This is a genomic window from Anabaena sp. PCC 7108, from assembly GCF_000332135.1.
Lineage (GTDB): Bacteria > Cyanobacteriota > Cyanobacteriia > Cyanobacteriales > Nostocaceae > Anabaena.
Map to the genome: position 1 here is coordinate 3,856,965 of NZ_KB235896.1, position 23,928 is coordinate 3,880,892.

The window sequence follows — 23,928 nt, forward strand, 5'->3', positions numbered from 1 at the left end:
CTGATGTTAGCATGATTCAATTTCAATCAAAATTTTCCAAACTTAAATTTAAAATCTGGAATTAGAGGATATAGCTGTGCAATTATAACTACGGGGGCAAAAATTTGCTGACTCACTTAATCCTCAATAGATTGCATCAATAGCAACCAGGATTTCAGCAAATATAAAAATTATCTGGAACATTTTTACCGGATATTCGACCTGTAATTTAACAGTAAAACTTCTAAAATGTGGTCAAGATTATGAAAAGCTTACTCAAGTCTTTTATCGCTATTTCTGCCTTATCTACCTTAGTAATTACTCCTGTATTTTTCAACGCTGGCAAAGCATCTGCCGAAACACAAAAGGGTACTGATGCTAGTTATATTGGTGCTGGTGTGGCAGCTGGTGTTACCAATGGTGGAAAAAGCGGTGATGCTGCTACCTTGGGGGGTAATATCACAGGAAGAGTGAAGTTGGGAAATACTCCTTTCTCTGCCCGTGGTAATGTCCTTTGGGGCGATGAAACAACTGCTATCATTCCCGAAGTTTCCGTAGACGTTCCTATTGCTAATAAAACAAATGCCTTTTTGACTGGTGGTTATTCTTTTGTTGAAAAAGATGGCAAACCTACACCTTTGGGTAATAGAGATGCTGTAGTTGTTGGTGCTGGGGTAGAATCAGAAGTAGGGAAAAACTTCCTCGTCTACACTAATGCCAAAGTTGGATTAGGTGCTTACCAAAATAGTGATGCTTCTGCTGTTAGCATCAATGGTGGTATCGGCTATAGCTTTAAGTAGAAAGTTACCTGAACTACTAACTTTTTCGGAGGGAGGAAAAAAATTGAAGGTTGAGACTGATACAATAAACTCAGTGAGTTGGTGCAATTCCATCTAATAGCTGCTGTTGGCATCAATCATAGATATCTCTATATGTCAACAAGTAAGAATAAAACTATGTCGTGTTTAATTACACCTATTTACTGCCATGCTGGTTTTGTTCAGTGTTAGATCACTGATAAAGCCAGCATTTTACCGTGTTAAGATAAAATTATTCTTCATAATTACGACCGAAATTTCGGTGTTTTAATAGCTGAATAGGTACTGTAAAATTGCTAATTCGGCTCTAACTGATGCATTATTGACAAACATAACTACTGTAATGGTTAACTCTGCTGCTTCCCCTCTCACAAACCGCAAACCTTCCAAAGTAGAAGGTATCAAAGAAAATAGTAATTTTTTGCGTGAACCTGTAGCCACTGAGATACTTCAGGATACAACTCATTTTAGTGAAGATGCCATACAAATTCTGAAGTTTCACGGATCTTATCAACAGGATAACCGTGATAACCGTGCTAAGGGACAAGAAAAAGATTACCAAATGATGCTAAGGACAAAAAATCCGGGTGGGTTTGTACCCCCTGAGCTTTATTTGGCTTTAGACAAGCTGGCTGATGAATATGGTAATCATACGTTAAGAGCTACTACCCGCCAAGGTTTTCAGCTACATGGGATTTTGAAAAAGAATCTCAAGAATGCGATCGCTACAATTGTCAAAAATCTAGGTTCAACTTTGGGTGCTTGTGGTGACATCAACCGCAACGTTATGGCTCCCCCTGCCCCATTTAAGAATCGCCCAGAATATCAGTATGCTTGGGAATATGCCCAAAATATTGCTGATTTGCTCTCCCCCCAAACCGGCGCTTATTATGAAATTTGGTTAGATGGTGAAAAAGCCATTAGCGCGGAAGAACATCCAGAAGTGAAAGCCGCCAGGGAACGAAATGGTCATGGTACTATTGTCCATAATAATGAGGAACCAATTTATGGTACTCACTATATGCCCCGCAAATTTAAAGTTTGCGTCACGGTTCCCGGTGATAATTCCGTTGATTTGTATTCCCAAGATTTGACTTTGGTAGTGATGACCAATAAAAAAGGTGAACTCCAAGGTTTTAATGTTTTTGCGGGTGGTGGTTTAGGAAGAACCCACAATAAAGAAGAAACTTTTGCGCGAATAGCCGACCCAATTTGCTATGTAGCCAAAGATGATGTTTATGATTTAGTTAAAGCCATTGTTGCCACTCAAAGAGATTATGGCGATCGCACCGACCGTCGTCACGCCAGATTAAAATATTTAATCAATGATTGGGGTGTGGACAAATTCCGTACTCAAGTTGAAGAATACTTTGGTAAAGCAGTCGAACCTTTTAAACAATTACCCAAATTCAAATATCAAGATTATCTAGGCTGGAATGAACAAGGTGACGGTAAGCTATTTTTAGGAATTTCCATCGATAATGGTCGGGTAAAAGATGAAGGTTCCTTTCAACTCAAAACCGCTTTGCGGGAAATTGTGGAAAGATTTAACTTACCAATTCGTCTCACAGGCAACCACAACGTCATTTTTTACGACATTGCACCAGAGAACAAAGAAGCAATTCAAGAAATTTTAGACATTCGCGGCGTTGTCTCTGACCCTGGTAAAATTGAACCGTTAACACGGTTTGCTATGGCTTGTCCCGCTTTACCTACCTGCGGTTTAGCGATTACAGAATCAGAAAGAGCAATTCCCGGAATTTTAGAAAGAATTCGTAACCTATTAGATAAATTAGGTTTACAAAAAGACCATTTTGTGGTCAGGATGACTGGTTGCCCTAACGGTTGCGCTCGTCCTTATATGGCAGAATTAGGTTTTGTGGGTAGCGCACCAGAATCTTACCAAGTTTGGTTAGGTGGTTCACCAGATCAAACACGCTTGGCGCAACCTATCATTGAAAAGCTGCATGACAATGATATAGAAAGCTTTTTAGAGCCGATTTTTGTCTTTTTTAAGAAATCACGGAAAGGTAAAGAGGTTTTTGGTGATTTTTGCGACAGAATTGGTTTTGATGCTATCCGCGAATTTTCAGATACCTATACACCTGGAACTCCTACCAGTAGTGGTAAATCACGTCATCGGGTGAGCTTGCGTGATGATGTTTATTTACATCTAAAAGAAACGGCTGAAAAACAAGATCGGCCTATGACTGATTTGGTACATGAAGCTTTGGATAAGTATTTCCAAAGTCTATAGGATATTCTCACGCAAAGGCGCTAAGACGCAAAGTTTTTAGTTTTTGCGTGAGATTTACAAGCAATGTTAAATCTTACATAACTAGGACTTACGCACTGTACGAATCTGCCATGATGTGAATGAACGAAATTGCGTCGTTTTCGCCTTTGGGAATAACTTATTGAGTAAGGTGCGTCAGATAGAGAGAATCTGTTTTTTGTGAAAATATCGTGTCTGACGCACCCTACAAGAAATATAATTCATATTACATATTTGAGGAATCTTGTCAATGCGTAAGTCCTAATAACTTACAGCAAACATCTCTAAAACTCTGTGTCCTCTGCGGTTCGTTACAATTAAGACACAAAGGACACGAAGAAAATAAGGGAGAGGAAATTTTCTGTAAAATCTTGGTTAAGACTTGACAAGACGAAAATTTTGTTTTATGCTCTATGTTAGAGGTGGAAAAGAGTGCGCCTATATATAACAGGTTTTTAATTATTACTAATTATTAACATTATTATTTGCGATCGCATCCTGTAAATCTTTAAAATGAAGAAATTTTGAATAGTAATTATTTCCCTGATGCGTTTGTCTGAATCAGGATTTATAGGGTGGGGAATTGGTAATTGCGAAAATGCTATAAACCAATCATCTAAAGAACATCATAAAACGACATTTTTATTTAAAATATCCCAACTTCCAAAAATCACCACTTCCCGAAAAACCATCATTCAATCACATCCTGAAAATCCTTAAATCCTGGAAATCCTGATTCAGACACAAAAAATCACCACTTCCCGAAAAACCATCATTCAATCACATCCTGAAAATCCTTAAATCCTGGAAATCCTGATTCAGACACAAAAGGTTTTTGTGTAAGTTGTGTTTTGAGAACTTGGAAAGTTGAGAATACGTTATATATTGGCGCACACTTTCTCACTCATAACATAAGGATAATAGAAGTTATGATTTTTGTCAAAGGTTTAGATCCCCGACTTCTGTAAGAAATTCATAGTTTGATGAGAAAATATTGTTAGAAGTCGGGGATCTGGAGAATAGTCTGAATCTGGATGTGGTTGATTAGTTTTTTAAAGAATTGAGTATTTATTGTTCGTGAAATTCAATTCTTCTACCATTTACAGGTTGTACTGGCCGGGCATTCACTTGATATAAACTTTGGAAAGCTTCAATCTGTTCTTCTGAAACCTGAATTGGTTTTGTTAATACATTCCATTTTACACTTTCACTACATGGTGGTGTAGTTAGTGAGCCACTGTAGCTGAAAAAAGTTTTATTATTAGGTAATAAATTGGCAGCATTAATCATCGAACTTTTGACAATATTGGTTTTTCCTACCGTGGGAATATGTTGCCAAATCTGCTCAATTAATTGATTAGCTGCACCTTTTTCCATCATTATTCCCACAACTGCTAATTGCTTTTTAGCATTGCGGTGTACCAAGTGCATTTCCAGCGCCGAAGCTTTACCATTAATAGTATGTTCACTTGGTGTGTGAAAATGAAACTGAAGCAGTTCATATTCTTCACCATTGATTTTAATAGTGCTACCTGGTTGGTAATTTACTTGGATAGTATTACCATTATTAACAACTGATAACGGTGTTGGTTTATAGTTAAACTCAATATTTGCAGGACTTCCCTTGACAGCATCATTAATATTAATGGGAGATTGATCTCTTCCTAGTTCACACAGAGAAAATTCACTATTTAGTTGTCCCCATTGAGTAGGATTACCTGCACCACCATAACTCCAATGTGGTGTCTTGTCCTCAGCTAAGACTTGTGTGGAAAATACAGCCATACCTATACAAGATGTGACTATAAACAGAAAATTTCTAAACACAAGATTTTTGATGCTCACACTGATGTTCATAATGCTAATATCTATACTTTCCAAAAAGTATAACATCCAAAAACAGATTTTAGACATCGGCCTTTCTTTAAATATGCGTTCGCCCTACCTTGTAGAGACTTTCTTGCTCGTAAAAGCCTGACTAAGGCTATATATCTTAGATTCAAGAATTCCAGCGGCTACAGATATGAGAGGTCAACTATACCATAGGCAATATAACAGTGACTGTTGTACCATTACCGGAATCACTGACAATTTTTAAACTACCTCCGTGTAAATCTACGCATTTTTGAACAACCACCAAACCTAATCCTGTACCGGGAATATTACGAACATTTTTACCTCGATGAAACGGTTCAAATAATTGATTTTGATCAGTTACAGGAATGCCAATTCCTTGATCAGAAATTTTAATTATTACTTCTTGTTTCTCAAAAATAAGAGAAAAATCAACTGAAGTATTTTCTGGAGAATATTTAATAGCATTTGATAACAGATTTCCTAAAATTGAACGCAATAATTTTTCATCTAAATATGCTTTTTCCCAGTTGCCTTCACAAATAAAAGTAAGTTTATGTCGAGAGGCATCACTCAGACGTATTTCTTCAACAAATTGACGTGAAAATTGTTCTAAATCTAGATATTTAGGGTTAAATTCCAAGTTGCCAGTTTCGGCTCGATTGATGGTTAAAATATCATCAAGAAGCTGCACCATATTTTTTACAGAATCTTGAATGCGGTGTAAATTGCGAGTTCTTTTTTGGTCATCTTGCCAAGCATGGGGAGAATTTTCTAGCAACTGAGCAGCTGCTAAGGTAACACTTAATGGTGTCCTAAATTCATGAGATGCCATTGAAAAAAAACGAATTTTCATAGAGCTTAATTCTTTTTCTTTTTCCAATGCTAATCGTACTTCTTCTAATCGTTTGCGTTCGGTAATATCACGAGAATTAACAACAATGCACGTTAGTTCAGAATCATCAACAAATTTCTGACTAATAGCTTCTAAAGTTCGCCAAGAACCATCTTCATGACGATAGCGAAATTCTACAGGTAAGGGAACATCAGGATTTTTAATGGCATTGGTAATGTGATAACAAGTTGTTACGAAATCATCAGGATGAATAGATGCAAAAAAGTTTTGATGAATCAAATTAGCAGATTGATAACCTAAGACTTTTTCTACCGATGGACTAATATATTGAATAGTTCCATCTGTATCGAGAATAGTAATAACATCTAGGGCATTTTCGATTAGTGAGCGAAATCTTTCTTCACTTCTTCGTAATGCTTTACTAATGCGATTTCTTTCTGTAATGTCAGCGACAACTGCTACTATACCGCTAATTATTCCCATACTATTGCGAAGAGGAGCGGCTGAAAATACAATATCAATTAATGAACCATCTTTTTTATATCTGCTTACTTCTAAACTAGGAGGTGTGATACCTTCAGCAACATTTTGTTTAATTTTTTTATATTCTTCCAAATCTTCAGACATGATAGGGTTCGGCTGATCTAATATTTCTATTTCAGTCCAACCAAACATCCTTTCGGCTGCTGGATTCCAGATTTTGACATTGTTGTTTAAATCTAGGGTAAAAATAGCACGGGGTGAAGCAGCAATCAGAGATTGAAGGGTTTGATTAGTGTGATTTAAAGCAACTTCAGTCCGTTTGCGTTCAGCAATTTCTGCTCGTAAAGAATTATTGGTTTTAGCTAGTTCTTCTGTGCGTCGTTGGACTCGGTTTTCTAGTTCTATATTCAGTTCTTGTAATTGTTCGTAGAGTTCTGACTGTTGAATTGCGATCGCAACTTGATTCGCTAATTGTACCATCAATTCAACTTCCCAAGGTTGCCATTCACGGGTATGACTACATTGGTGAGCAATCAACAAACCCCAAAGATAAGGTTGAGAATGGGGAACAACTTCCCGAACTTCTTGCAATATTGGTACTACCAATTTAGCTTTCACACCAAACTGTTTCACAAATTCTGCTAAACATGAATCTACATCGCTTTGATTAATATCAGTAATAGCACGGGTTTTTCCTTGAGTGTAGGCTTGATGATATTCTTTAGGAAAGACTTCTGCCGGAAATGTTTCTCCCAAAATACAAGGATAATCAGGTGATACTGTTTCGGTAATCGCGCTACCAGTTCCGTCTTCCCAAAGCCGATAAATCAGCACTCTGTCAGCTTGGAGAAACTGTTTTACCTCTGCAACTGTGGTGACTAGAACTTCATCTAAATTCAGAGATTTACGAATTTGGTGAGCTATTTGACTAACTAGACGTTCTCTTTCTGTTTGCTGTCGGAGGATATTTTCTGCTTGTTGTCGTTGAGTTATTTGTCGTTGTAGAAGGTAGTAAGTTGTGAACAGGGTGATGATAAATAATCCAATTGCAACACCGAATAGATTGAGCATAAGGATGTGTTATGAAAATCGTGTGAGTAAGAAGGGCTTGACATATACTAGTTATTTATGGTAACTTTGTACTATACAGTGATATTATAATTTCCAGTTATAATAGACTTATCCAAGTAGTAAACTTTAATATGACTTGTATAGAGCTTATATAAAGTCGAAATTTAATTTTATTATCAACGATAATAGTAGTTTGTTTGAGGAACTAATATGGCTACAGTATTTGATGTTGCTCGTTATATCCTTGAAAAACAAGGTGAAATTACATCAATGAAACTTCAAAAGCTTGTCTATTATAGTCAAGCATGGAATTTAGTATGGGATGAGTCTGAGTTGTTTGAAGAAAGAATTGAGGCTTGGGCTAACGGAGCAGTAGTTCGAGATTTATATAACCTTCATAAAGGTAAGTTTAAGGTTAATAAGGAATCTTTTACAGAAGGGAATAGCAATGCGCTGACAGATAGCGAAAAAGAGAATATTGATAAGGTCTTAGATTTTTATGGGGATTATACAGCACAGCAACTTAGTGACATTAATCACCAAGAAGATCCTTGGATAAATGCAAGAGGTGATTTACCAGCTATGGCAATCTGTAATAATGAAATAACTAGAGATGCAATTTTTGAATATCATTCTGGAATTTGGAATGAACCAGAATCAGATGAGTAAAAAAGAAGAGCGAATTAAGCGACAAGATGAGAAAAAATCAAAAGAAAAAGACAAAAAAGTTAGATTGGCACAAAATATTGAAGTGTCAAGTAAGTTAGTTCGGGTTACAGGGAAACCTGACTTAACAAAAATACCAAGAAGTGTTAATGCTAATGATTATAACAACCATTATTTTTCATGGTGTGTATCAAAAGCTGATTTGGAAGGTGTATGGAGTTGGGGCGAAGCAAGGAAGGGGGAAAAAGAAGAATACTTAGATAACATAAAAAGTCATCTTCAGTCTTTGAATAACAATTCATGGAAAGAGGTTGAAACTCAAACATATAACGGTGCATCAAACTATCGAAAGATAGTAAATAAGTCTCAAGCTTTAAATTCCATTTGCGAAGAAGCTCAAGAACGTTGGAAAGATCATTGGAAAGATATTGAAACAAGTTCACAATTTGAAGAATTGTTTAGATTAAGATCGGGTACAAGCAGAAGAATCTGGGGAGTTAGAGTGCAACATCATTTTTTCGCAGTTTGGTACGAGAAACATCACAAAATATGTCCTATTGAGAGTGATTAGTGCGATCTCTTCGCTGGCTGTAAACATCGCAAATCTCGTAGAACACCTTAATGAATTTTACCCTATTTACATATTCAAAATCATCCGAATCCTTTCTTTAACTACCTGGTCTGATTCTTCCGTCATAGCTTGGTAAAGGATAGTATTAATTTCCTTTGTCGCAATTCCTCCCAAAGAAACCGCCGCCGCATAACGCAACGCCCAATCTTCAGCATTTAATAAAGCCCAAGAAAGCTTATCAATTGCCTTTTGTCTTTTTTCAGAGTCAGTAGTGGAAATCACCATCTGTTCTAAGCCCCTAGCCGCCACACGACGCACATTTCCTTGGCAGTGATTAGCAACTTCTACACCTACTACATCCACTAGCAAATCTAAAGCCAAATCATCACCAAGTTCGGCAAGAATGCTGATAATTCGTGCCTGTATATTCTGATTTGGGCAAATGTGATAAGCCTCAATCAAAGATTCCAGACTTAGGAATGCAAGTTGATCTAATGTTATGTCTGTTTGTACATTTATCATATCTGTGAGGTTTGGTAATGAGAATTATTAATTATTTAAAGTTGGATTAAAAGTTGATCAATTATTTGAAATAGATTTTGTGTTGCTTGTTGTTTTTCAAACTCTGATTTATCGCTTTCTAATACTGTTTCTAAAATACGTTTCAGGTTTAACAACTTAAGACTATTACCAACTTTTGCTTGCACAATTGCTTCAGCCGCTTGTATGTGACCAATTGCCCCTAAATCAAAAGCCGCAGCCCAGCGCAAATAGGGATTTTCATGGTTAAGATTTTCAATAATGCGTTCTAAATATTCCGGTTTTTGGGTGATGAGATAAAGATAACGAGCCGCAGCACATTGAACTCGTTCTGAGGAATGCTGTAAAAATGGCTCAACCAAAGGACGTGCTTCTATTACCCGCAATTCTCCCAAGGCTTCAATTAAAGCTTCGTAGGGTTGGGATTTACCAGATTGCAAAAGTTTTAATAGGGGAAAAGCAGCAGTGGAATCGCCAATTTTCCCTAAAGCCTCAATGACAACTTCGCGCAATTGTTGATCTTCATCACAGTTTAGGGCATCTAGTAATGCGGGTACTGCTTGAATATTTTTGAGTTGTCCTAAAGCACGCGCAGCTTGACGACGTAAGGGATAGCCACCTTGGACTGTGCGATAACGGACATCTTGAAGTTGATGACAAAGTGCTGCACAGGCTGATTGAATTTGATGTTTTCCTAACCACCAAGCAGCGTAATATCTAATTTGATTATCCTCGTTATCTAAGGATGCGATAGCAGTTTCAGGTGAGAGAATGGGTTCAGTAGGAGAAGTAGTAACCATTTGAGAATCAGGATTTACAGGATTAAAGGATGAACAGGATGAACAGGATGAATTTGAAGATGATTAGTTCATCCTGTCTATCCAGCACTTTTACAATGGCTTGACGCTGATAATTTTGCCGCCTTGTTTGTGAATTTGCTGATATTTTTGGGAGAGTTGATCAAAGGATACGGTGTAAACTTGACGGCTACGACGTACTGCTACTTTTGTACCAACACCACCAGCGATGACTTCCATCACATACATCCGGTTGTCTCCGCGAGCGGAGGAACTATTTAATTGTCCACCACCAATAGCAGATGCAGATCTAATATATGTGGTAGGAGGAACAATAGTATTAGGCAAATTCATTGCCAGTTGTTGTCTTAAGCGGGGGGTTTTTGAGCCAGCATTATCGCTGTTACCATTACCCCGATATAGTGTAAACAAGCGGTTGAATCCTACTTGTTTCATGCCAGGAATTGACTTAAAACCACGGAAGTAGGGAACTGTATTATCACCAAAGGCGCTGGTGTATTCTACACTGTCGATGTAAGAGTCTATTTCTGCATCGTAGCCTTGGGAAGCATAGATATCGGTATGATAAGCAATTTCTGACTGATCGTAGGGAGCGCGTCCTAACAAGTGCTTATAATTCAGTTCAATGAAGCGAATTTGGGAGTTGTTATAAAAAAATCGCTCTTTGTAAAATTCTGATTTTGCTAATGTTTGCACAAATTGGCGTACACTAATTTGTCCATTGCGAAGCATTGATTCTGCATTAGCAAAAGTTCCGCCAATATAAACTCTTTCACGTCCAAATACGTGTTCGTAAGTGGCTTTAAATATCTGTTGTAATTCGTCTTCGCTGTAATTAAGGCGTAGTTCGATTTTTGTGTCTAAAACCGCACTGATGCCTAACCTTTGTTCCATTGAAAGGGTCATGGTTTTAACTCCTTATGATCAAATAAGGGGAAAAGAAAGTATTTTTCCCTTTCCCCTTACTGGTTTAACTTGTAAATTTTTAGCTCAATGCGTTGATAGCATAGTTGAGGTAAATGTTAGCTTCTCCAGCGACATCACCTGATAGGCCGTTGTTGTCACGGACAAATTCCAATGCGGCTACATACCAACTGGGAGATAAACCCAAAGCAGCATTAAATTCTTTTACACCGGCAACTACATACTCATCTAGTGGTCCTGTGCCACCAACCACACAGCAATAGCTGATGGTGCGGAGGTAATGGCTGATGTCACGAACGCATTTTGATTTACCTTCGGGGGTGGAAGCGTACTGAGAACCCTGCATTTGGGTGGTGTAGGGGAATTTTTTGTACACGTGGTTAGCAGCAGCTTCTGCCCATGCTTGACCGTTTTGGTTAAAGGCTTTAGCAGCATTTAATCCAGCTTGAGCGCGGCTAAAACGACCGAAAAGAGATTGTACTTCAGTGTTTCCTAAGTATGCGCCACGAGAATCAGCAGCAGCAATAGCCTCGGTTAGAGGGGTCTTCATGGTTAAAATTCTCCTGAAAATGTATTATTGATGATCAAATCAAAATTCAATTTAAAATTAAGCAACTGCTGCTGCTGCACGATCAAAGTAACTAGCTACTTCAGACATCAAGTTGCTGCAATCACCACGGGTAATACCATTGCTGTCATTAGCAATAGCGATCGCTGCATCTTTCATTTTACCAATGCCGGAAGCAACGGTAGCACCTGGTGTTCCTAATGCTTGATAGGTTTCGCGCAAACCGTTCAAACAACGATCATCCATAGTGCTGGCATCTCCAGTAGCTACGGAATAGGTGACATAACGTAAAATGAAGCCTAAGTCACGAATACAAGCTGCTTGGTTGCGGTGGTGGAAACAAGCGCCGCCAGGACCAAATACGTTAGGTTGTTCAGCTACTAATGCCCGATAAGCATTGGCTGTAATTGCGGAAGCGTTGCTGGTTAAACGGTTTACTACATCTAACCGTTTGTTACTGTCTGCAACCATAGCAGAGAGAGCGTTAATTTGATCATCGCTCAAATATGCGCCTTGGCGATCGCTTTGTTCAACCACTCTAGAAAAAGCATCAAGCATCTTCAATTTCTCCTAAATTTTTAGGTTTTGGAAACTAGACATTTCCTTTACCCGCCTTGATTTAGAAGATTAAGGGGTCTGGTGTAAATAAATAGGTAAGAAAATTGTAAATAAATCGGAAAGATTAGTATAAAAACTAAAATCGTTACAATTCGCAATTGAATTTGTTAAGAAGTATTGCAGATTTAGAAGAAGTATTTTCTGACTCACATCCTCAAAGTTCCGCTTTTTGCGGCTTTTATGGCTAAAATGTCCTAATTTACTGACCAATAAACCCAGCCCTTTTCCTGTAAAGTTATGATTAAGATTTGCTCTCTAGTCATCTACTCCGATGAGGATTCTTTTAGTTGAAGACGATATTCGTTTGGCTGAAACGCTGGCAGAGGCACTCACAGACCAGCTTTATGTTGTTGATATTGCCACAGATGGAGAAGCAGGTTGGGATTGTACCAAAGCTCTAAACTATGACCTGCTGCTGTTGGATCTGATGTTACCGGAAATTGATGGTATTACTCTGTGCCATCGATTGCGATCGCATGGCTATAAAATGCCTGTGTTGATGATCACCGCCTGTGATACAATCAGCCAGAAAATCACGGGCTTAGATGCCGGAGCAGATGACTATATCATTAAACCTGTTGACTTGGGCGAATTGTTTGCTCGAATTCGTGCTTTGTTGCGCCGAGGGAACACAGTTTCCCCTCCCATTCTAGAATGGGGAAATCTGCAACTCAACCCCAGTACTTATGAGGTAAGTTACGATGGTAATCCTGTTCATTTCACACCCAAAGAATACAGTTTAATGGAATTGCTACTGCGAAATGGTAGACGAGTCCTGAGTCGCAGCCTGATAATTGAACATATTTGGAGAACGGAAACATCTCCTGATGAACATACTGTAAAAGTTCATCTCAGAAGTGTACGACAGAAACTCAAAGCAGTCGGCGCACCTGAAGATTTTATTGAAACCATGCACGGTATGGGCTATCGTCTTAAATCTTGGAGTGAAAAACCATTTATCAATCAGTGTTAATTTAAGAAAGGTTAATCAACAAAAATTTGATTTTAGATCCAATCCCAAATTTAAAATCCCCAATCTAAAATCATCATGTCTCAACTCCAACGCATCACTGTTAATCCTTCCCAACTTCAAGAAACCCAGCTTTTATTAACACCCCAACAACAGCACTATTTATTGCGGGTATTACGGTTGCGGGATGGTGATAAATTTATTGCTATGGATGGAATCGGGAAATGGTGGTTAGCACAGTTAACAGGAGAACAAGGGGAGATTTTAGAATTACTTGCGGTGAAAACAGAGTTACCTGTATCTATCACTTTAATGATGGCTTTACCGAAAGGAAATGGCTTTGATGATGTGATTCGCTGTTGTACAGAGTTAGGAGTAACTTGTATTCTACCGATTTTGAGCGATCGCACCTTATTAAATCCCAGTCCACAAAAACTAGAACGCTGGCGACGCATTGCCGCAGAAGCCGCTGAACAATCAGAACGGGCTTTTGTTCCCACGATTTTAGAGCCTGTAGCTTTTAGCAATGCCATCAATGAATATAAAATAAATCACCGTTATATTTGTGAAGCTCGTGGTGATTATCCACATTTAAACCAAATTATGAATATATTATCTGGTGAAATTATAATTGCGACAGGCCCTGAAGGAGGATGGACAGACAAAGAAATTGAGATAGCTGTAACAGCGGGATTTCAACCTGTTTCCCTAGGAAATCGGATTTTGCGAGCAGTCACCGCCCCAATTGTCGCCATATCGTTAATTGCTGCTACTTGTGAAGTATAAATGATATATCTCAGGTATATCTCACGTAAAAGCGTATCGCTTCTCCTTACGTCTTGAAGTGAAATATTCTTCCCAGTGAATTAAAGGTTAGTCATGCTCGAAGAAGTTATCGCCGCCTTTGAACGCAAAGATTATAATACAGCCGCTAAATTAATTAAACATCTACTCAAAGAATCACCAGAAAATCCTTGGGTACAATTTTATCTAGGACGCTTACATGAAGTTTCTGGAGAACGTCAGCGAGCGGAAAAAATTTATCGACAACTACTACGGCTAACCACCCATAACAAAATTTTGTCACAAGCACGGCAAGGTTTACAGCGGTTAGAAGAAGTTAAGCAAGAAGAAAGACAAAGAGCTATTTCTCAAGCGACAGAGAAACCCACTAGCACCGAACCGGGAATATTAGTTTTAGAACCAATTAGTAACGAACTAAAAGTTACAGCCGCCCAGAAATTTGCCCAAATTATGCAGGTAGACTCCTACACAGCCAGACTAATACTACCAAGTCGTAGTTGGAGAATTTACCGCACCGGAAAAGTAGGCGAACTTGAATTTTATGGAAGACTATTACAACAGGCTGGAATTCCTTGCTTCTGGTTAAGAATCCCACAAATTCAACAAATTCAAGTATTTCAAGTTAAATATTTCTCGGAATCTCAACCCAAACCCACTGTCGTTTGTCACAATACAGCAAACCAAATTGGTTCCCTTAATTTTGATTGGTCAGAAGTGACAGCTAGGGTTATAGGATTATTGCCAATTTTTGAGCAAGTTGTAGATGTTAATGCTCGTCGTCAACTAGAACGCAAAATCCAAACTCAAGATTATGCCCAATTCTGTGATTTACACTTACCAGCAAGACGTAGCATTTTAAGAATTTATGACCAAGGTTATGAATTTCAGCAAGGTTTAGAAATTACTCCCCAAGTCAGTCAAAACACCATGAGAATTAATTGGAATGGTTTAATAAATTGGGTTGAACAACAAACACCACAAGTTAAGGCTTGGTCAGATTTTAAGTCTTTCGCGGAAAAAGTTTTAGATCAAACAGATGTGCTGAATCAAATTCCCTCCCACGTTGACTTATTTCAGAGAGAAAAGAGTAATTGGGATTCAGCATTTCAGTTATACAGCGGAATTATTTTTCTAAAAAATGGATTGAAAAAATAATAAATTTGGTAGAGACATTGTATACAACATCTCTACTTTTCTATAGCTATACTAATGCTCAATTACCCAGGAGTTTTCACCTGACTAGCCATATCTAGAAAGACATTCATGTTTGCGCCTGGACGACGACGAACATTAGAAGCTGAAGGAACTAGATACTTAGGTGCAAAGGTTGTTTCCGTGGGAACTACTGGTTTAGCAGGTTCTGCTTTAGGGGTTTTTGCTTTAGCAGGTTCTGCTTTGGAGATTTTTGCTTTAGCAGGTTTAGCTTTTGCTGCTGGTGCAGAGGTTGTTACAGTTGCTGCTACTGGCTTAACTGGTGCTGGTTTGGTTTCAGTTGCTTCATCTTTTAGTTCTAAGTAGTAACCGTTATCTTTTTTGCGAAACAGCCCAGTGATTAAACCCAAAATTCCACCAATTAAATTTTTGATAAACCCAAACATGACAATTTCTCCTGTTTTTAAAATCTGGCAATATCACCGTAATTATTAATTATTACAGCATAGTGTTACATTTTGTTGAGCTAGTTGTTTCTGGTAATAAGCATTAGTACTGCTTTCTCGGAATTAAAAATTAACAATTAAAAATTAAAAAAGCAGATTGTATCAGCTTTTCCAGAATTTTTAATGGTTGGTTGATTTACGCCGTTGTGTACTAGGGGTTTCTGCTCATGACAACTACTAACAATCTCTGAAGACCGCGAATTAATTATTAAATTTTACTGTCACTAGGAGCAAGATTCTGAGACTTCACTTAACAAAAATTTACAATAACTGGTGAGCTAAAAAAACTGTCATAACTTGGTGGCGGCTGAAAATGATACTCGGTTAGATTTTCTACAGAGTTGAGATATCAGAAAATCTATGAATACTGAACAGCGACAACGTCATCCTGTTTTATTAGTACATGGTCTGAATGACACTAGTGCAGTTTTCAATAAAATGGCGCTTTATCTCAGACAAAGGGGTTGGTCTGTACATACCCTGGATTTATTACCTAATAATGGTGCGGTAGTTTTGGATCAATTAGCACAGCAAGTAGCTGATTATGTTACTGCGACCTTTGAACCAGAACAAGCAATAGACTTGATAGGTTTTAGTATGGGTGGAATTGTTAGCCGTTATTATGTTCAAAGATTGGGGGGAATAAATAATGTGAAGCGGTTTATAACTATTTCATCACCTCATCAGGGAACTGTGGTAGCTTATGGTTCTTGGCTTCCTGGTTGTATGCAAATGCGTCCTAACAATTCTTTTCTTCAGGATTTAAATTCTGATGTCGAGATGTTAAAGCAGTTGAACTTTACATCTATGTGGACACCTTATGATTTGATGATTGTACCTGCTAAAAGTTCGCAAATACCATTAGGTAAGGAAGTTATTTTACCAGTTGTATTTCACCCTTGGATGTTAACAGATTCTCGGACTTTAGAAAAAGTATCAGCAGCATTGGTAGAACCAATTACACCCTATCCCCAATCAGGTTATGTTCAGAATTCTCAAAAATCGCCTCTGAATGTCGATAATACTTAAATTCCATTAAGTTATAAAAAGGATCTTCTAAAAAGAAAGTGTGATGTTCGAGAGGAGAACCAATAAAGCGGCTTTTCGGTTCTTCTCTAAAAATTAGCTGTTTGATTTGTGCCTTTTCTAGTAATTCCTGCCAATCTTGTTCATCAGTAAAAATTATCCCAAAATGTCGAGGATAAATATTTTTCTGAGGTGTTAGAGGTTCTTTTGTCACGTGTGCTACTAATTGATGTCCATAAAGATTAAGAATCAAAGCCTGGGAGGTTTGCCGTCCGGGAATACAACCCAAACCATCAACATAAAATACTTTAGTTTGGGGGATATCGATGACAGGAAAAGCGAGATGAAATAAAGTTTTTTGCATAGTGGATGTGGGTTAAATAATACAGCTTACCACTTCTCTACCCAGTAGACAATTTCTGATGCAGAACTATCAATTGCGACTCCATAACTATTACCATGATTCCATTTAAAGCCGGGTTGACCTTGATTTTGTGCTTTTAATACGAATATTTGATAAGTCTGAGGAAAGGCTTCAGTTGCAGAATCACCTGTATAAAAAAAAGTTGTTGGTAGGCCATTAGGTTTATTGCTATGCTCATTTGTGTCACCTCCACGATATTCGCGTACAGCACTTTTACTGTATTGTGAAAGCAATTTTTGAATCTTTTCAGAAGGTTCTTTTAAACGAACTTGCAAAAAACTACTACCTTGAACAGATTCAGGAGAGTAAGCCATATGCACAATTTTAGCATCAACAGGAATCTCTACTGGAAAATGTTTGATTTTGTCTAGGTCAGCCCACTTGTGATTGCGAATTTCTTGATAGCGTGATGTATCAGTAACTATTTGCGTTTTTGCTGTATTACTAGAAGCTTTTGTGAGGAGAAAACTGCCAGCAAATACAGTCAAACTACCAGCAGAAAATAAACTGACTGTAGCGATTGTAGCAAGAAAAGATTGCTGCATTTAGTTGGGTAAATCTAGGTTGTAGATTAATATTCCTACTAATCAAACTGTAGTCCTGATAATTTTGAATCTAGCCTCAGAGATATTCAATTAATTCGGTAGATGTATATAGCGTTTCCCAGTCTAATGAAGTACACACCAATTTATTCACTGTTCCCTGTTAAGAGTTCCCTGTTCCCTAAAACGAAAAAACTTTGTACCTCACTAGCATGGGAATGGCTATAAGGGGCAGAGTTTGTAATTACTTTGCCGATAAAACACTGAAATTGGTAATTGGTGGGTTACGTTGTCTCTAACCCACCCTACAATATTTACTTAAGGGTTACGTTGTCTCTAACCCACCCTAAGATGTTTACTTAAGTTTTGGAAGAGGGATTTAAACGTCCAACATTTGTTAAAAGGAACCACTAATCATTCCTGCTAAAATCAAAAATCCAATCCAGACATTTTGACGAAACATTTCACCATAAACAGGGTTAGGTAGTTCTGGCTGTTTCAACCGCAGAGATTGCCAAAACCAACCTAAAGCCGCAATAGCTAAGGTAATCCAGAAAGCGGTGTGAAGATGAACTAAGACACCAACTCCAGCCAGGAGAATGATAGTACCAGCAAAGAAAATTCCAATAGCGGTGGGGGCGTATTTACCAAAAAATAGGGCGCTAGAATTGACACCGATACGTTGATCATCTTCTTGATCGCTCATGGCGTAAACTGTATCAAATCCCAAAGTCCAAAGTAAAGTAGCGCCCCAAAGTAGCCAAGTTGGTGTAGAAATGTTGGCTGTGACTGCACTCCAGCTAATTAAAACCGCAAAACCCCAAGCGATGGAAAGTACCAGTTGCGGTACAGGAAACACTCGCTTTGCTCCTGGATAAAGTAAAATTACAGGTACTGCTGCCACCGACAACCAGAAGCTCAAGGGGTTAAGATAAAAAGCGAGAACTGCTGCACAGGCTAGGGCAATTATCCCCACAACTATCCCAACTTTAACGGAAAGGGCGCGAGAGGCAAGAGGGCGATCGCGTGTTCTCTCTACTTGGGGGTCTATATCCCGATCCCATAAATCATTAACTACACATCCTGCCGCACTGGTGGCAAGAGTACCTAATATAATTACACCCACTAGAGGTAAGGGTGGTTTACCAGCAGCTGCCAAAAACACAGCCCATAATGCAGGAATCATCAAAATTAACCTGCCTTCTGGTTTATGCCACCGGAGTAGCCGGATGATTATGAGTAATAATGGTTCTTGGTTGCTCTCTGGTGTATCTAGCATATTTGATTAATTCACATATCTTCACGTTCCTAGAATATCGTTATTTGATAATTGTCAACACATCAAATCCAGTTGCGGTCTGGCATACAAATTCACTACTTGAATTGTGAGTAATGTTACTAGACAATTTACCTGACAAGTATATAAATTACACGTAGTAAGTATTGAGTGCGGCTTGAATTGACACACCAGCATTGACTAGTAATTTTAGATTTTGAATTTTGGATTTGGGATTGAGGTTTTTCGGTTTATGCCGCGCCCCTTGTGGGCGAAACCAATCTAAAATCGTCTATCTAAAATCTAAAATTGATTGACCATTTATTTTGAACAGAGAGAAACTTAAATGCTGAATGTTCCAGCTAATTGGGGAAGTATGCTAACTCCACCAGTTAAGCAAAACCGGATTGTTGCGGCCATTGATATCGGTACTAATTCCTTACACATGGTAATAGTGCGGATTGAACCGATGCTACCAGCTTTTACGATGATTGCCAAAGAAAAGGAAACGGTGAGATTAGGCGATCGCAATTTGGAAACTGGAGAATTGAAACCAGAAGTGATTAAAAAAGCGATCGCCACTTTGGGTCGTTTTCAAGAACTTGCTAAAAGCCTAGAAGTAGAAAGTATTATCGCTGTAGCCACTAGCGCCGTCCGCGAAGCCCCCAATGGTCAAGATTTTTTGCAGAAGGTAGAAACAGAAGTAGGTTTAAGCGTTGACTTGATTTCTGGTCAAGAAGAAGCGCGACGCATCTACTTGGGTGTGTTGTCGGGAATGGAATTTAACAACCAACCGCACATCATCGTTGACATTGGTGGTGGTTCCACAGAATTAATTTTGGGTGACTCTCAAGAACCTCGCAGTCTCACCAGTACCAAAGTGGGTGCAGTGCGACTGACTGGAGAATTAATTACCTCTGACCCCATCAACGATATTGAGTTTCAATATCTGCAAGCTTATGCGCGGGGAATGTTAGAACGTTCGGTAGAAGAGGTACTAGGAAAACTTAAGCCAGGTGAATCTCCTAAGTTGGTGGGAACATCTGGCACAATTGAAACCTTAGCTACTATTCATGCTAGGGAAAAATTGGGTGTTGTTCCATCTACTCTCAGTGGTTATCAATTTAGTCTCCAAGACTTGCGAAGCTGGGTAAACCGCTTACGGCGCATGAACAATGTAGAACGGACAACGATTCCAGGAATGCCAGATAAGCGGTCAGAAGTGATACTAGCTGGGGCAGTAATTTTACATGAAGCTATGAGTTTGTTGGGTGTGGATTCAGTCACACTTTGTGAACGTTCTCTGCGGGAAGGGGTGATTGTCAACTGGATGCTGACACATGGTTTAATTGAAGATAAACTGCGCTACCAAAGTTCAATTCGTCAGCGTCATGTCCAGAAAACTGCCAAGAAATACCAGATTAACTTAGAACATAGCGACCGTGTTGCTGCATTTGCCCTAAGTTTATTTGATCAAACTCAAACCAAACTACATAGTTGGGGTAAAGACGAACGGCAATTACTTTGGGCTGCTGCTATTTTACACAATTGCGGTCACTACATTAGTCATTCTTCACACCATAAGCATTCATACTATTTAATTAGAAATGGCGAATTACTTGGTTATAACGAAACTGAGATTGAAATCATTGCTAATTTAGCCCGTTATCACCGTAAATCAGCACCCAAGAAGAAGCACGAAAATTACCGCAATTTATTGCATAAAGAACATCGGCAAATGGTGAGTCAATTAAGTGCAATTCTCAGATTAGCCGTTGCTTTAGATAGAAGACAAATTGGTGCTATTGCTCGTGTGCAGTGTGAATATATTCCTCATCTTCATGAATTTAAGATGTCAATTTTTACTTCCAGCTTAGGTGATGATTGTGCCTTGGAACTGTGGAGTTTAGATTATAAAAAAGGAGTCTTTGAAGAGGAATTTGGAGTGAAAATAGTAGCAAATTTAGTTAATACTGTTGGCTCTAAATTCTCTTAGTTTTTATTGTGCGTTAGCATAAGTTAACGCACTTTTTTAACAAGATAATAATGCCTAGATACAGGTGCGACGAAATATCGGTTATATCTTTCAAGCACATAATTTGTTAGGGTTTCTCGACGCTCAACAAAATGTCCAAATGCCTTTTGGGAATGATCATAATATTTCGTTTAAAGAAGCACAAGCAAAAGCCGCAGCAATGTTAACAACTGTGGGTTTAGGAGAAAGATTGAATTATTATCCTGATAATCTTTCAGGAGGACAAAAACAGCGGGTAGCTATTGCGCGTGCTTTGGTACATCATCCCAAATTAGTATTAGCAGATGAACCGACAGCAGCTTTAGATAGTAAGTCTGGTAGAGATGTGGTGAATTTAATGCAGCAATTAGCAAAAGAACAAGGTTGTACAATTTTGTTAGTTACTCATGATAATCGGATTTTAGATATTGCAGATAGAATTGTGAAAATGGAAGATGGATATTTGGTAATGTAGGGGTAAAGGACAATGCTAAATCCCTACCCATATCCCCGGCAATAATATTTCATAAACATAAAAATGTGATATAATATAGTCATTACAATTTATTTATTCCTGTGCATGAACAAATAAATTTACCAGTTTAAAACACGAATATTGTTAAAATTAATTACGTCAACTTCCACATTTTGAAGATAGTTCGCTAATTTCAAATCATCAGTTAGCACGAGATACTTGCTTTGAGCTAGAGTGAATATGCCACTGTCAGTCAGTCCAAATTTGATAAATTTATCAGCACTTACAGCTTCTTGGCTTTTGATGTAGTGTTCATTTAAAATATCTACATTTTGAACAAATCGCGCAAATATGGCAAAACATTGTGAACGTTCAGGTTCACCAAGTTGATTCGCAAGGCTATTGACTTCTGTGAGAATATTTGGAGTTGTGACAAGCTTCTGAAATTTTCCCATAAATTCTAGCAAAAGCTCATAATCTTCCGGGATAAATTGTTGAGTTCGATTAAATTTAGTTATCCTTTCTTTATTGACACTTCCAACTAAAAAAAGAAGTAGGATGTTTGTATCAATTAAAATTCCTTTTTGGTGATAACGACTAATCAGTTTTTTAATTAAATCTTTCATATTTTTCTAATTTTCATCGCCTCTACTTCTCCAGTTTGTGAGTTTACTTTGATGAGTTTGTATTCTCTTTGAGAAGTTGGCATAGGTAATCCAAGAGCATTATTTAAACTATTAACAGCATTTTTTTGGGGTTTTAGAGGCGCATCAAAACCCAAAGTAATTAACCAAAAAGATTTATCTTCTGATAACTCAACTTCCTCAAGTCTTAAATCTGGTAATGAAGAACCCATGATATCTTTAAGGGATTCTATATATTGAGAAGCAGCACTAACGGCAGTTCTTACATCAATCATAGTCTGATTATTTTATTGTTTAATTGTTCTAACTTATTATAATATAATTGCTGATTTCATGAATTGTGTTTATTGATATCTATAGTTAATACCGTTTTTTATGAAGCTGCAATTTATCCTTTTTTGTAGCATATTAGTATGGTGCGTAAGTTATCGGGTCTGACGCACCATAGAAGAAATAAAATCCACAACTCATATTTGATAAACTTTATCAATGCGTAAGTTCTCATATTTTTTAAATGAGAATTACAATAACTCGTTATGAATTATTCTCTGATGGTGGGGACGACAAGGACTGCCCCAACAAACTTGATTTGCTGGCATATTAGTAAAAACACTACTACGCGCCCCAATCACTGCATTATCACCAATTTCTATTCCTGGGGCTACAAAACAATCTGCTGCTACCCATGCACCATTCCCTATGGTAATACTTGCGGTCTTTAAACCAAAAGCTGGATCTTGAATATCATGACTACCTGTACACAGGTAACTTTTTTGGGAAACTACACACTGTTCACCAATGATAATTTGATCAAGGCTGTAGAAAACTACATCATCACCAATCCAACTGTAATCACCAATGGTAACTTTCCAAGGATAGGTGAAACGGACTGTCGGTCGAATTAATACACCTTGTCCAATCTTGGCTCCGAATAGTCTCAGCAGGGCGCGACGCAGTACATTTAACGGTTGGGGAGTGAGAGGAAAAGCGATCGCTTGCACCAACCACCACAATAAAACATACCAACCCGGACGACCTCGATCAAACCAGGATTGGTCATATTTACGTAAATCAACAAAGGGTGTGTCATTACCCATTACCCATTACCTCTTCAATGGCTGTTTTTTCCATTTCCTGAGACAAAGATGGGGCGGTTGATTTGGAAGTGTTGGCAGTATTTAGCTGTCCACCACAACTGCGTAATTCATAAAGTTTGACTCCAATTTGATATTCATATTGACTTAATAACCGTCCATAGATATATCCAGCTTTGCCATCTAAAAAGCCAAGCTGTACAACATAGAACAAAATAAACCTTAATAATGGTTTAAATGGCAAACGTACCCACACTGTTTTTAAGAAGCGTTTACGTTGTACTGCATCACCAAATAGATTTGCTCCAATGGTGCCACTATTCTCTTTACCTGTCAGCAAATTTAAATACACACGGGCTTCCCAATTAGAATAGCGGTTATGTCTTTCTAACCAGTGATAAAGATTGCGGAAATCTTCGTGGAGCATATCATGTTTGAGATACCCAACTTGTCCCTGTAAAATTACGTGTTCGTGAACTTCGTTATCGCCTGTGTTGGGGATATCTTCGGTATTCAGGTTTTCGTAGCGGCCTTTTTGATGTTTAAATAACCGGAGATTCCAATCAGGATATTTACCTCCGTGACGAATCCATTTACCTAAAAAGAATACACGACGATTGATATAATAACCATTACATTCATCGTTCTTAATTACTTCGGCAATTTCTGCCCAAGATTCAGGTGTAATCCGCTCATCACAATCAACAATTAGCACCCATTCATTCCGAAAAGGTAAATTTTCTAATGACCAATTTTTCTTTTTCGGCCAACTGCCATTAAATTTAAATTGTACGACTTTAGCCCCGTAACTTTCAGCAATTTCAATACTTTTATCACTACTTTGGGAATCGACTAAAAAAACTTCATCAGCTACTGCCAGACTAGTTAAACAAGCTGGTAAGTTAGATTCTTCGTTTTTTGCGGGAATGAGTACGGAAACTGGTATTTTAGATGACATAA

General features: G+C 38.1%; 24 protein-coding genes and 1 pseudogene. 10 read left to right on the forward strand and 15 right to left on the reverse strand.

Annotated features, from left to right (window positions below):
• Positions 1-242: 242 nt before the first annotated feature.
• On the forward strand, positions 243-779 hold the full coding sequence (locus tag ANA7108_RS0118230; RefSeq protein WP_016952247.1) for a hypothetical protein: 537 nt from the start codon (positions 243-245) through the stop codon (positions 777-779).
• Positions 780-1,140: 361 nt separating this feature from the next.
• Positions 1,141-3,054 carry a sulfite reductase, ferredoxin dependent gene (gene sir / locus ANA7108_RS0118235; protein WP_016952248.1) on the forward strand — a complete coding sequence of 638 codons (1,914 nt, stop codon included), beginning with the start codon at positions 1,141-1,143 and terminating at the stop codon, positions 3,052-3,054.
• Positions 3,055-4,140: 1,086 nt separating this feature from the next.
• Here the strand turns inward: sir and ANA7108_RS0118245 are convergent.
• Both ANA7108_RS0118245 and ANA7108_RS0118250 read right to left on the reverse strand, forming a co-directional pair.
• Positions 4,141-4,986: a carbonic anhydrase gene (locus ANA7108_RS0118245; protein WP_144052403.1), complete on the reverse strand. Its 846-nt coding sequence runs from the start codon at positions 4,984-4,986 to the stop codon at positions 4,141-4,143.
• A 121-nt stretch (positions 4,987-5,107) separates the two neighbouring features.
• Positions 5,108-7,336: a PAS domain S-box protein gene (locus ANA7108_RS0118250; RefSeq protein ID WP_016952251.1), complete on the reverse strand. Its 2,229-nt coding sequence runs from the start codon at positions 7,334-7,336 to the stop codon at positions 5,108-5,110.
• A gap of 210 nt (positions 7,337-7,546) precedes the next feature.
• On the opposite strand from ANA7108_RS0118250, the gene ANA7108_RS0118255 reads away from it, so the two are divergent.
• Together ANA7108_RS0118255 and ANA7108_RS0118260 are read left to right on the forward strand one after the other, a co-directional pair.
• Entirely contained in the window at positions 7,547-8,005 is a 459-nt protein-coding gene (locus tag ANA7108_RS0118255; protein WP_016952252.1) for a Panacea domain-containing protein, read from the forward strand.
• Entirely contained in the window at positions 7,998-8,573 is a 576-nt protein-coding gene (locus ANA7108_RS0118260; RefSeq protein ID WP_016952253.1) for a hypothetical protein, read from the forward strand. The genes ANA7108_RS0118255 and ANA7108_RS0118260 overlap by 8 nt, the downstream gene beginning before the upstream one ends.
• Before the next feature lie 66 nt (positions 8,574-8,639).
• Here the strand turns inward: ANA7108_RS0118260 and ANA7108_RS0118265 are convergent, their stop codons facing one another.
• From ANA7108_RS0118265 to ANA7108_RS0118285, 5 genes are all read right to left on the reverse strand, one after another.
• On the reverse strand, positions 8,640-9,095 hold the full coding sequence (locus ANA7108_RS0118265; RefSeq protein WP_016952254.1) for a HEAT repeat domain-containing protein: 456 nt from the start codon (positions 9,093-9,095) through the stop codon (positions 8,640-8,642).
• Between the two features lie 35 nt (positions 9,096-9,130).
• A complete protein-coding gene (locus tag ANA7108_RS0118270; protein WP_016952255.1) occupies positions 9,131-9,913 on the reverse strand; it encodes a HEAT repeat domain-containing protein in 783 nt (260 codons plus the stop codon).
• A 90-nt stretch (positions 9,914-10,003) separates the two neighbouring features.
• On the reverse strand, positions 10,004-10,837 hold the full coding sequence (locus tag ANA7108_RS0118275) for a phycobilisome linker polypeptide (RefSeq protein ID WP_026104293.1): 834 nt from the start codon (positions 10,835-10,837) through the stop codon (positions 10,004-10,006).
• Between the two features lie 79 nt (positions 10,838-10,916).
• Complete coding sequence (locus ANA7108_RS0118280) at positions 10,917-11,405, reverse strand: hypothetical protein (protein ID WP_016952257.1); 489 nt, start codon at positions 11,403-11,405, stop codon at positions 10,917-10,919.
• Between the two features lie 57 nt (positions 11,406-11,462).
• Entirely contained in the window at positions 11,463-11,981 is a 519-nt protein-coding gene (locus ANA7108_RS0118285; protein WP_016952258.1) for a hypothetical protein, read from the reverse strand.
• A gap of 331 nt (positions 11,982-12,312) precedes the next feature.
• On the opposite strand from ANA7108_RS0118285, the gene ANA7108_RS0118290 reads away from it, so the two are divergent.
• From ANA7108_RS0118290 to ANA7108_RS0118300, 3 genes are all read left to right on the forward strand, one after another.
• Positions 12,313-13,014, forward strand: coding sequence for a response regulator transcription factor (locus ANA7108_RS0118290; protein ID WP_016952259.1), 702 nt, complete (start codon positions 12,313-12,315; stop codon positions 13,012-13,014).
• A gap of 75 nt (positions 13,015-13,089) precedes the next feature.
• The gene (locus tag ANA7108_RS0118295; RefSeq protein ID WP_016952260.1) at positions 13,090-13,797 is read left to right on the forward strand and encodes a 16S rRNA (uracil(1498)-N(3))-methyltransferase; all 708 of its coding nucleotides are present in this window, start codon (positions 13,090-13,092) and stop codon (positions 13,795-13,797) included.
• Positions 13,798-13,890: 93 nt separating this feature from the next.
• Complete coding sequence (locus ANA7108_RS0118300) at positions 13,891-14,970, forward strand: lipopolysaccharide assembly protein LapB (RefSeq protein WP_016952261.1); 1,080 nt, start codon at positions 13,891-13,893, stop codon at positions 14,968-14,970.
• 62 nt (positions 14,971-15,032) lie between these two features.
• On the opposite strand, the gene ANA7108_RS0118305 is transcribed toward ANA7108_RS0118300, so the two are convergent.
• On the reverse strand, positions 15,033-15,413 hold the full coding sequence (locus ANA7108_RS0118305) for a hypothetical protein (RefSeq protein ID WP_016952262.1): 381 nt from the start codon (positions 15,411-15,413) through the stop codon (positions 15,033-15,035).
• A gap of 420 nt (positions 15,414-15,833) precedes the next feature.
• Here ANA7108_RS0118305 and ANA7108_RS0118310 point away from each other — a divergent pair, with 420 nt between their 5' ends.
• A complete protein-coding gene (locus tag ANA7108_RS0118310; RefSeq protein ID WP_016952263.1) occupies positions 15,834-16,502 on the forward strand; it encodes a triacylglycerol lipase in 669 nt (222 codons plus the stop codon).
• Here ANA7108_RS0118310 and ANA7108_RS0118315 read toward each other — a convergent pair.
• The 3 genes from ANA7108_RS0118315 to ANA7108_RS0118325 form a co-directional block, all read right to left on the reverse strand.
• A complete protein-coding gene (locus ANA7108_RS0118315; protein ID WP_016952264.1) occupies positions 16,432-16,863 on the reverse strand; it encodes a VOC family protein in 432 nt (143 codons plus the stop codon). The genes ANA7108_RS0118310 and ANA7108_RS0118315 overlap by 71 nt on opposite strands.
• Positions 16,864-16,889: 26 nt before the next feature.
• Positions 16,890-17,468, reverse strand: coding sequence for a hypothetical protein (locus ANA7108_RS0118320; protein ID WP_016952265.1), 579 nt, complete (start codon positions 17,466-17,468; stop codon positions 16,890-16,892).
• Positions 17,469-17,862: 394 nt separating this feature from the next.
• Entirely contained in the window at positions 17,863-18,744 is an 882-nt protein-coding gene (locus ANA7108_RS0118325; RefSeq protein WP_016952266.1) for a 4-hydroxybenzoate solanesyltransferase, read from the reverse strand.
• 343 nt (positions 18,745-19,087) lie between these two features.
• On the opposite strand from ANA7108_RS0118325, the gene ANA7108_RS0118330 reads away from it, so the two are divergent.
• Together ANA7108_RS0118330 and ANA7108_RS27645 are read left to right on the forward strand one after the other, a co-directional pair.
• On the forward strand, positions 19,088-20,737 hold the full coding sequence (locus ANA7108_RS0118330; protein ID WP_016952267.1) for a Ppx/GppA phosphatase family protein: 1,650 nt from the start codon (positions 19,088-19,090) through the stop codon (positions 20,735-20,737).
• 58 nt (positions 20,738-20,795) lie between these two features.
• A pseudogene (locus ANA7108_RS27645) lies at positions 20,796-21,230 on the forward strand (ATP-binding cassette domain-containing protein); the annotation flags it as partial.
• A gap of 119 nt (positions 21,231-21,349) precedes the next feature.
• On the opposite strand, the gene ANA7108_RS0118340 reads toward ANA7108_RS27645, so the two are convergent.
• The 4 genes from ANA7108_RS0118340 to ANA7108_RS0118355 all read right to left on the reverse strand — a co-directional run bounded on the left by ANA7108_RS0118340 (position 21,350) and on the right by ANA7108_RS0118355 (position 23,926).
• Complete coding sequence (locus ANA7108_RS0118340) at positions 21,350-21,856, reverse strand: PIN domain-containing protein (protein WP_016952269.1); 507 nt, start codon at positions 21,854-21,856, stop codon at positions 21,350-21,352.
• On the reverse strand, positions 21,853-22,149 hold the full coding sequence (locus ANA7108_RS0118345) for a hypothetical protein (protein ID WP_016952270.1): 297 nt from the start codon (positions 22,147-22,149) through the stop codon (positions 21,853-21,855). Before ANA7108_RS0118345 ends, ANA7108_RS0118340 begins: the two co-directional genes overlap by 4 nt.
• 246 nt (positions 22,150-22,395) lie before the next feature.
• Positions 22,396-22,971 carry a hormogonium polysaccharide biosynthesis acetyltransferase HpsU gene (hpsU, locus tag ANA7108_RS0118350; protein WP_016952271.1) on the reverse strand — a complete coding sequence of 192 codons (576 nt, stop codon included), beginning with the start codon at positions 22,969-22,971 and terminating at the stop codon, positions 22,396-22,398.
• Complete coding sequence (locus ANA7108_RS0118355; protein ID WP_016952272.1) at positions 22,964-23,926, reverse strand: glycosyltransferase family 2 protein; 963 nt, start codon at positions 23,924-23,926, stop codon at positions 22,964-22,966. Before ANA7108_RS0118355 ends, hpsU begins: the two co-directional genes overlap by 8 nt.
• Between the last annotated feature and the right edge of the window lie 2 nt (positions 23,927-23,928).

Excerpts from the sequence above, each read along its gene's own strand:
- sir (WP_016952248.1), top strand. The coding sequence starts at position 1,141 with ATGGTTAACTCTGCTGCTTCCCCTCTCACAAACCGCAAACCTTCCAAA.
- ANA7108_RS0118330 (WP_016952267.1), top strand. The coding sequence starts at position 19,088 with ATGCTGAATGTTCCAGCTAATTGGGGAAGTATGCTAACTCCACCAGTT.
- ANA7108_RS0118300 (WP_016952261.1), top strand. The coding sequence starts at position 13,891 with ATGCTCGAAGAAGTTATCGCCGCCTTTGAACGCAAAGATTATAATACA.
- ANA7108_RS0118280 (WP_016952257.1), bottom strand. The coding sequence starts at position 11,405 with ATGAAGACCCCTCTAACCGAGGCTATTGCTGCTGCTGATTCTCGTGGC.
- ANA7108_RS0118290 (WP_016952259.1), top strand. The coding sequence starts at position 12,313 with ATGAGGATTCTTTTAGTTGAAGACGATATTCGTTTGGCTGAAACGCTG.
- ANA7108_RS0118230 (WP_016952247.1), top strand. The coding sequence starts at position 243 with ATGAAAAGCTTACTCAAGTCTTTTATCGCTATTTCTGCCTTATCTACC.
- ANA7108_RS0118305 (WP_016952262.1), bottom strand. The coding sequence starts at position 15,413 with ATGTTTGGGTTTATCAAAAATTTAATTGGTGGAATTTTGGGTTTAATC.
- ANA7108_RS0118310 (WP_016952263.1), top strand. The coding sequence starts at position 15,834 with ATGAATACTGAACAGCGACAACGTCATCCTGTTTTATTAGTACATGGT.
- ANA7108_RS0118255 (WP_016952252.1), top strand. The coding sequence starts at position 7,547 with ATGGCTACAGTATTTGATGTTGCTCGTTATATCCTTGAAAAACAAGGT.
- ANA7108_RS0118265 (WP_016952254.1), bottom strand. The coding sequence starts at position 9,095 with ATGATAAATGTACAAACAGACATAACATTAGATCAACTTGCATTCCTA.
- hpsU (WP_016952271.1), bottom strand. The coding sequence starts at position 22,971 with ATGGGTAATGACACACCCTTTGTTGATTTACGTAAATATGACCAATCC.
- ANA7108_RS0118315 (WP_016952264.1), bottom strand. The coding sequence starts at position 16,863 with ATGCAAAAAACTTTATTTCATCTCGCTTTTCCTGTCATCGATATCCCC.
- ANA7108_RS0118285 (WP_016952258.1), bottom strand. The coding sequence starts at position 11,981 with ATGCTTGATGCTTTTTCTAGAGTGGTTGAACAAAGCGATCGCCAAGGC.
- ANA7108_RS0118260 (WP_016952253.1), top strand. The coding sequence starts at position 7,998 with ATGAGTAAAAAAGAAGAGCGAATTAAGCGACAAGATGAGAAAAAATCA.
- ANA7108_RS0118355 (WP_016952272.1), bottom strand. The coding sequence starts at position 23,926 with ATGTCATCTAAAATACCAGTTTCCGTACTCATTCCCGCAAAAAACGAA.
- ANA7108_RS0118295 (WP_016952260.1), top strand. The coding sequence starts at position 13,090 with ATGTCTCAACTCCAACGCATCACTGTTAATCCTTCCCAACTTCAAGAA.
- ANA7108_RS0118275 (WP_026104293.1), bottom strand. The coding sequence starts at position 10,837 with ATGACCCTTTCAATGGAACAAAGGTTAGGCATCAGTGCGGTTTTAGAC.
- ANA7108_RS0118345 (WP_016952270.1), bottom strand. The coding sequence starts at position 22,149 with ATGATTGATGTAAGAACTGCCGTTAGTGCTGCTTCTCAATATATAGAA.
- ANA7108_RS0118340 (WP_016952269.1), bottom strand. The coding sequence starts at position 21,856 with ATGAAAGATTTAATTAAAAAACTGATTAGTCGTTATCACCAAAAAGGA.
- ANA7108_RS0118320 (WP_016952265.1), bottom strand. The coding sequence starts at position 17,468 with ATGCAGCAATCTTTTCTTGCTACAATCGCTACAGTCAGTTTATTTTCT.
- ANA7108_RS0118325 (WP_016952266.1), bottom strand. The coding sequence starts at position 18,744 with ATGCTAGATACACCAGAGAGCAACCAAGAACCATTATTACTCATAATC.
- ANA7108_RS0118270 (WP_016952255.1), bottom strand. The coding sequence starts at position 9,913 with ATGGTTACTACTTCTCCTACTGAACCCATTCTCTCACCTGAAACTGCT.
- ANA7108_RS0118250 (WP_016952251.1), bottom strand. The coding sequence starts at position 7,336 with ATGCTCAATCTATTCGGTGTTGCAATTGGATTATTTATCATCACCCTG.
- ANA7108_RS0118245 (WP_144052403.1), bottom strand. The coding sequence starts at position 4,986 with ATGTCTAAAATCTGTTTTTGGATGTTATACTTTTTGGAAAGTATAGAT.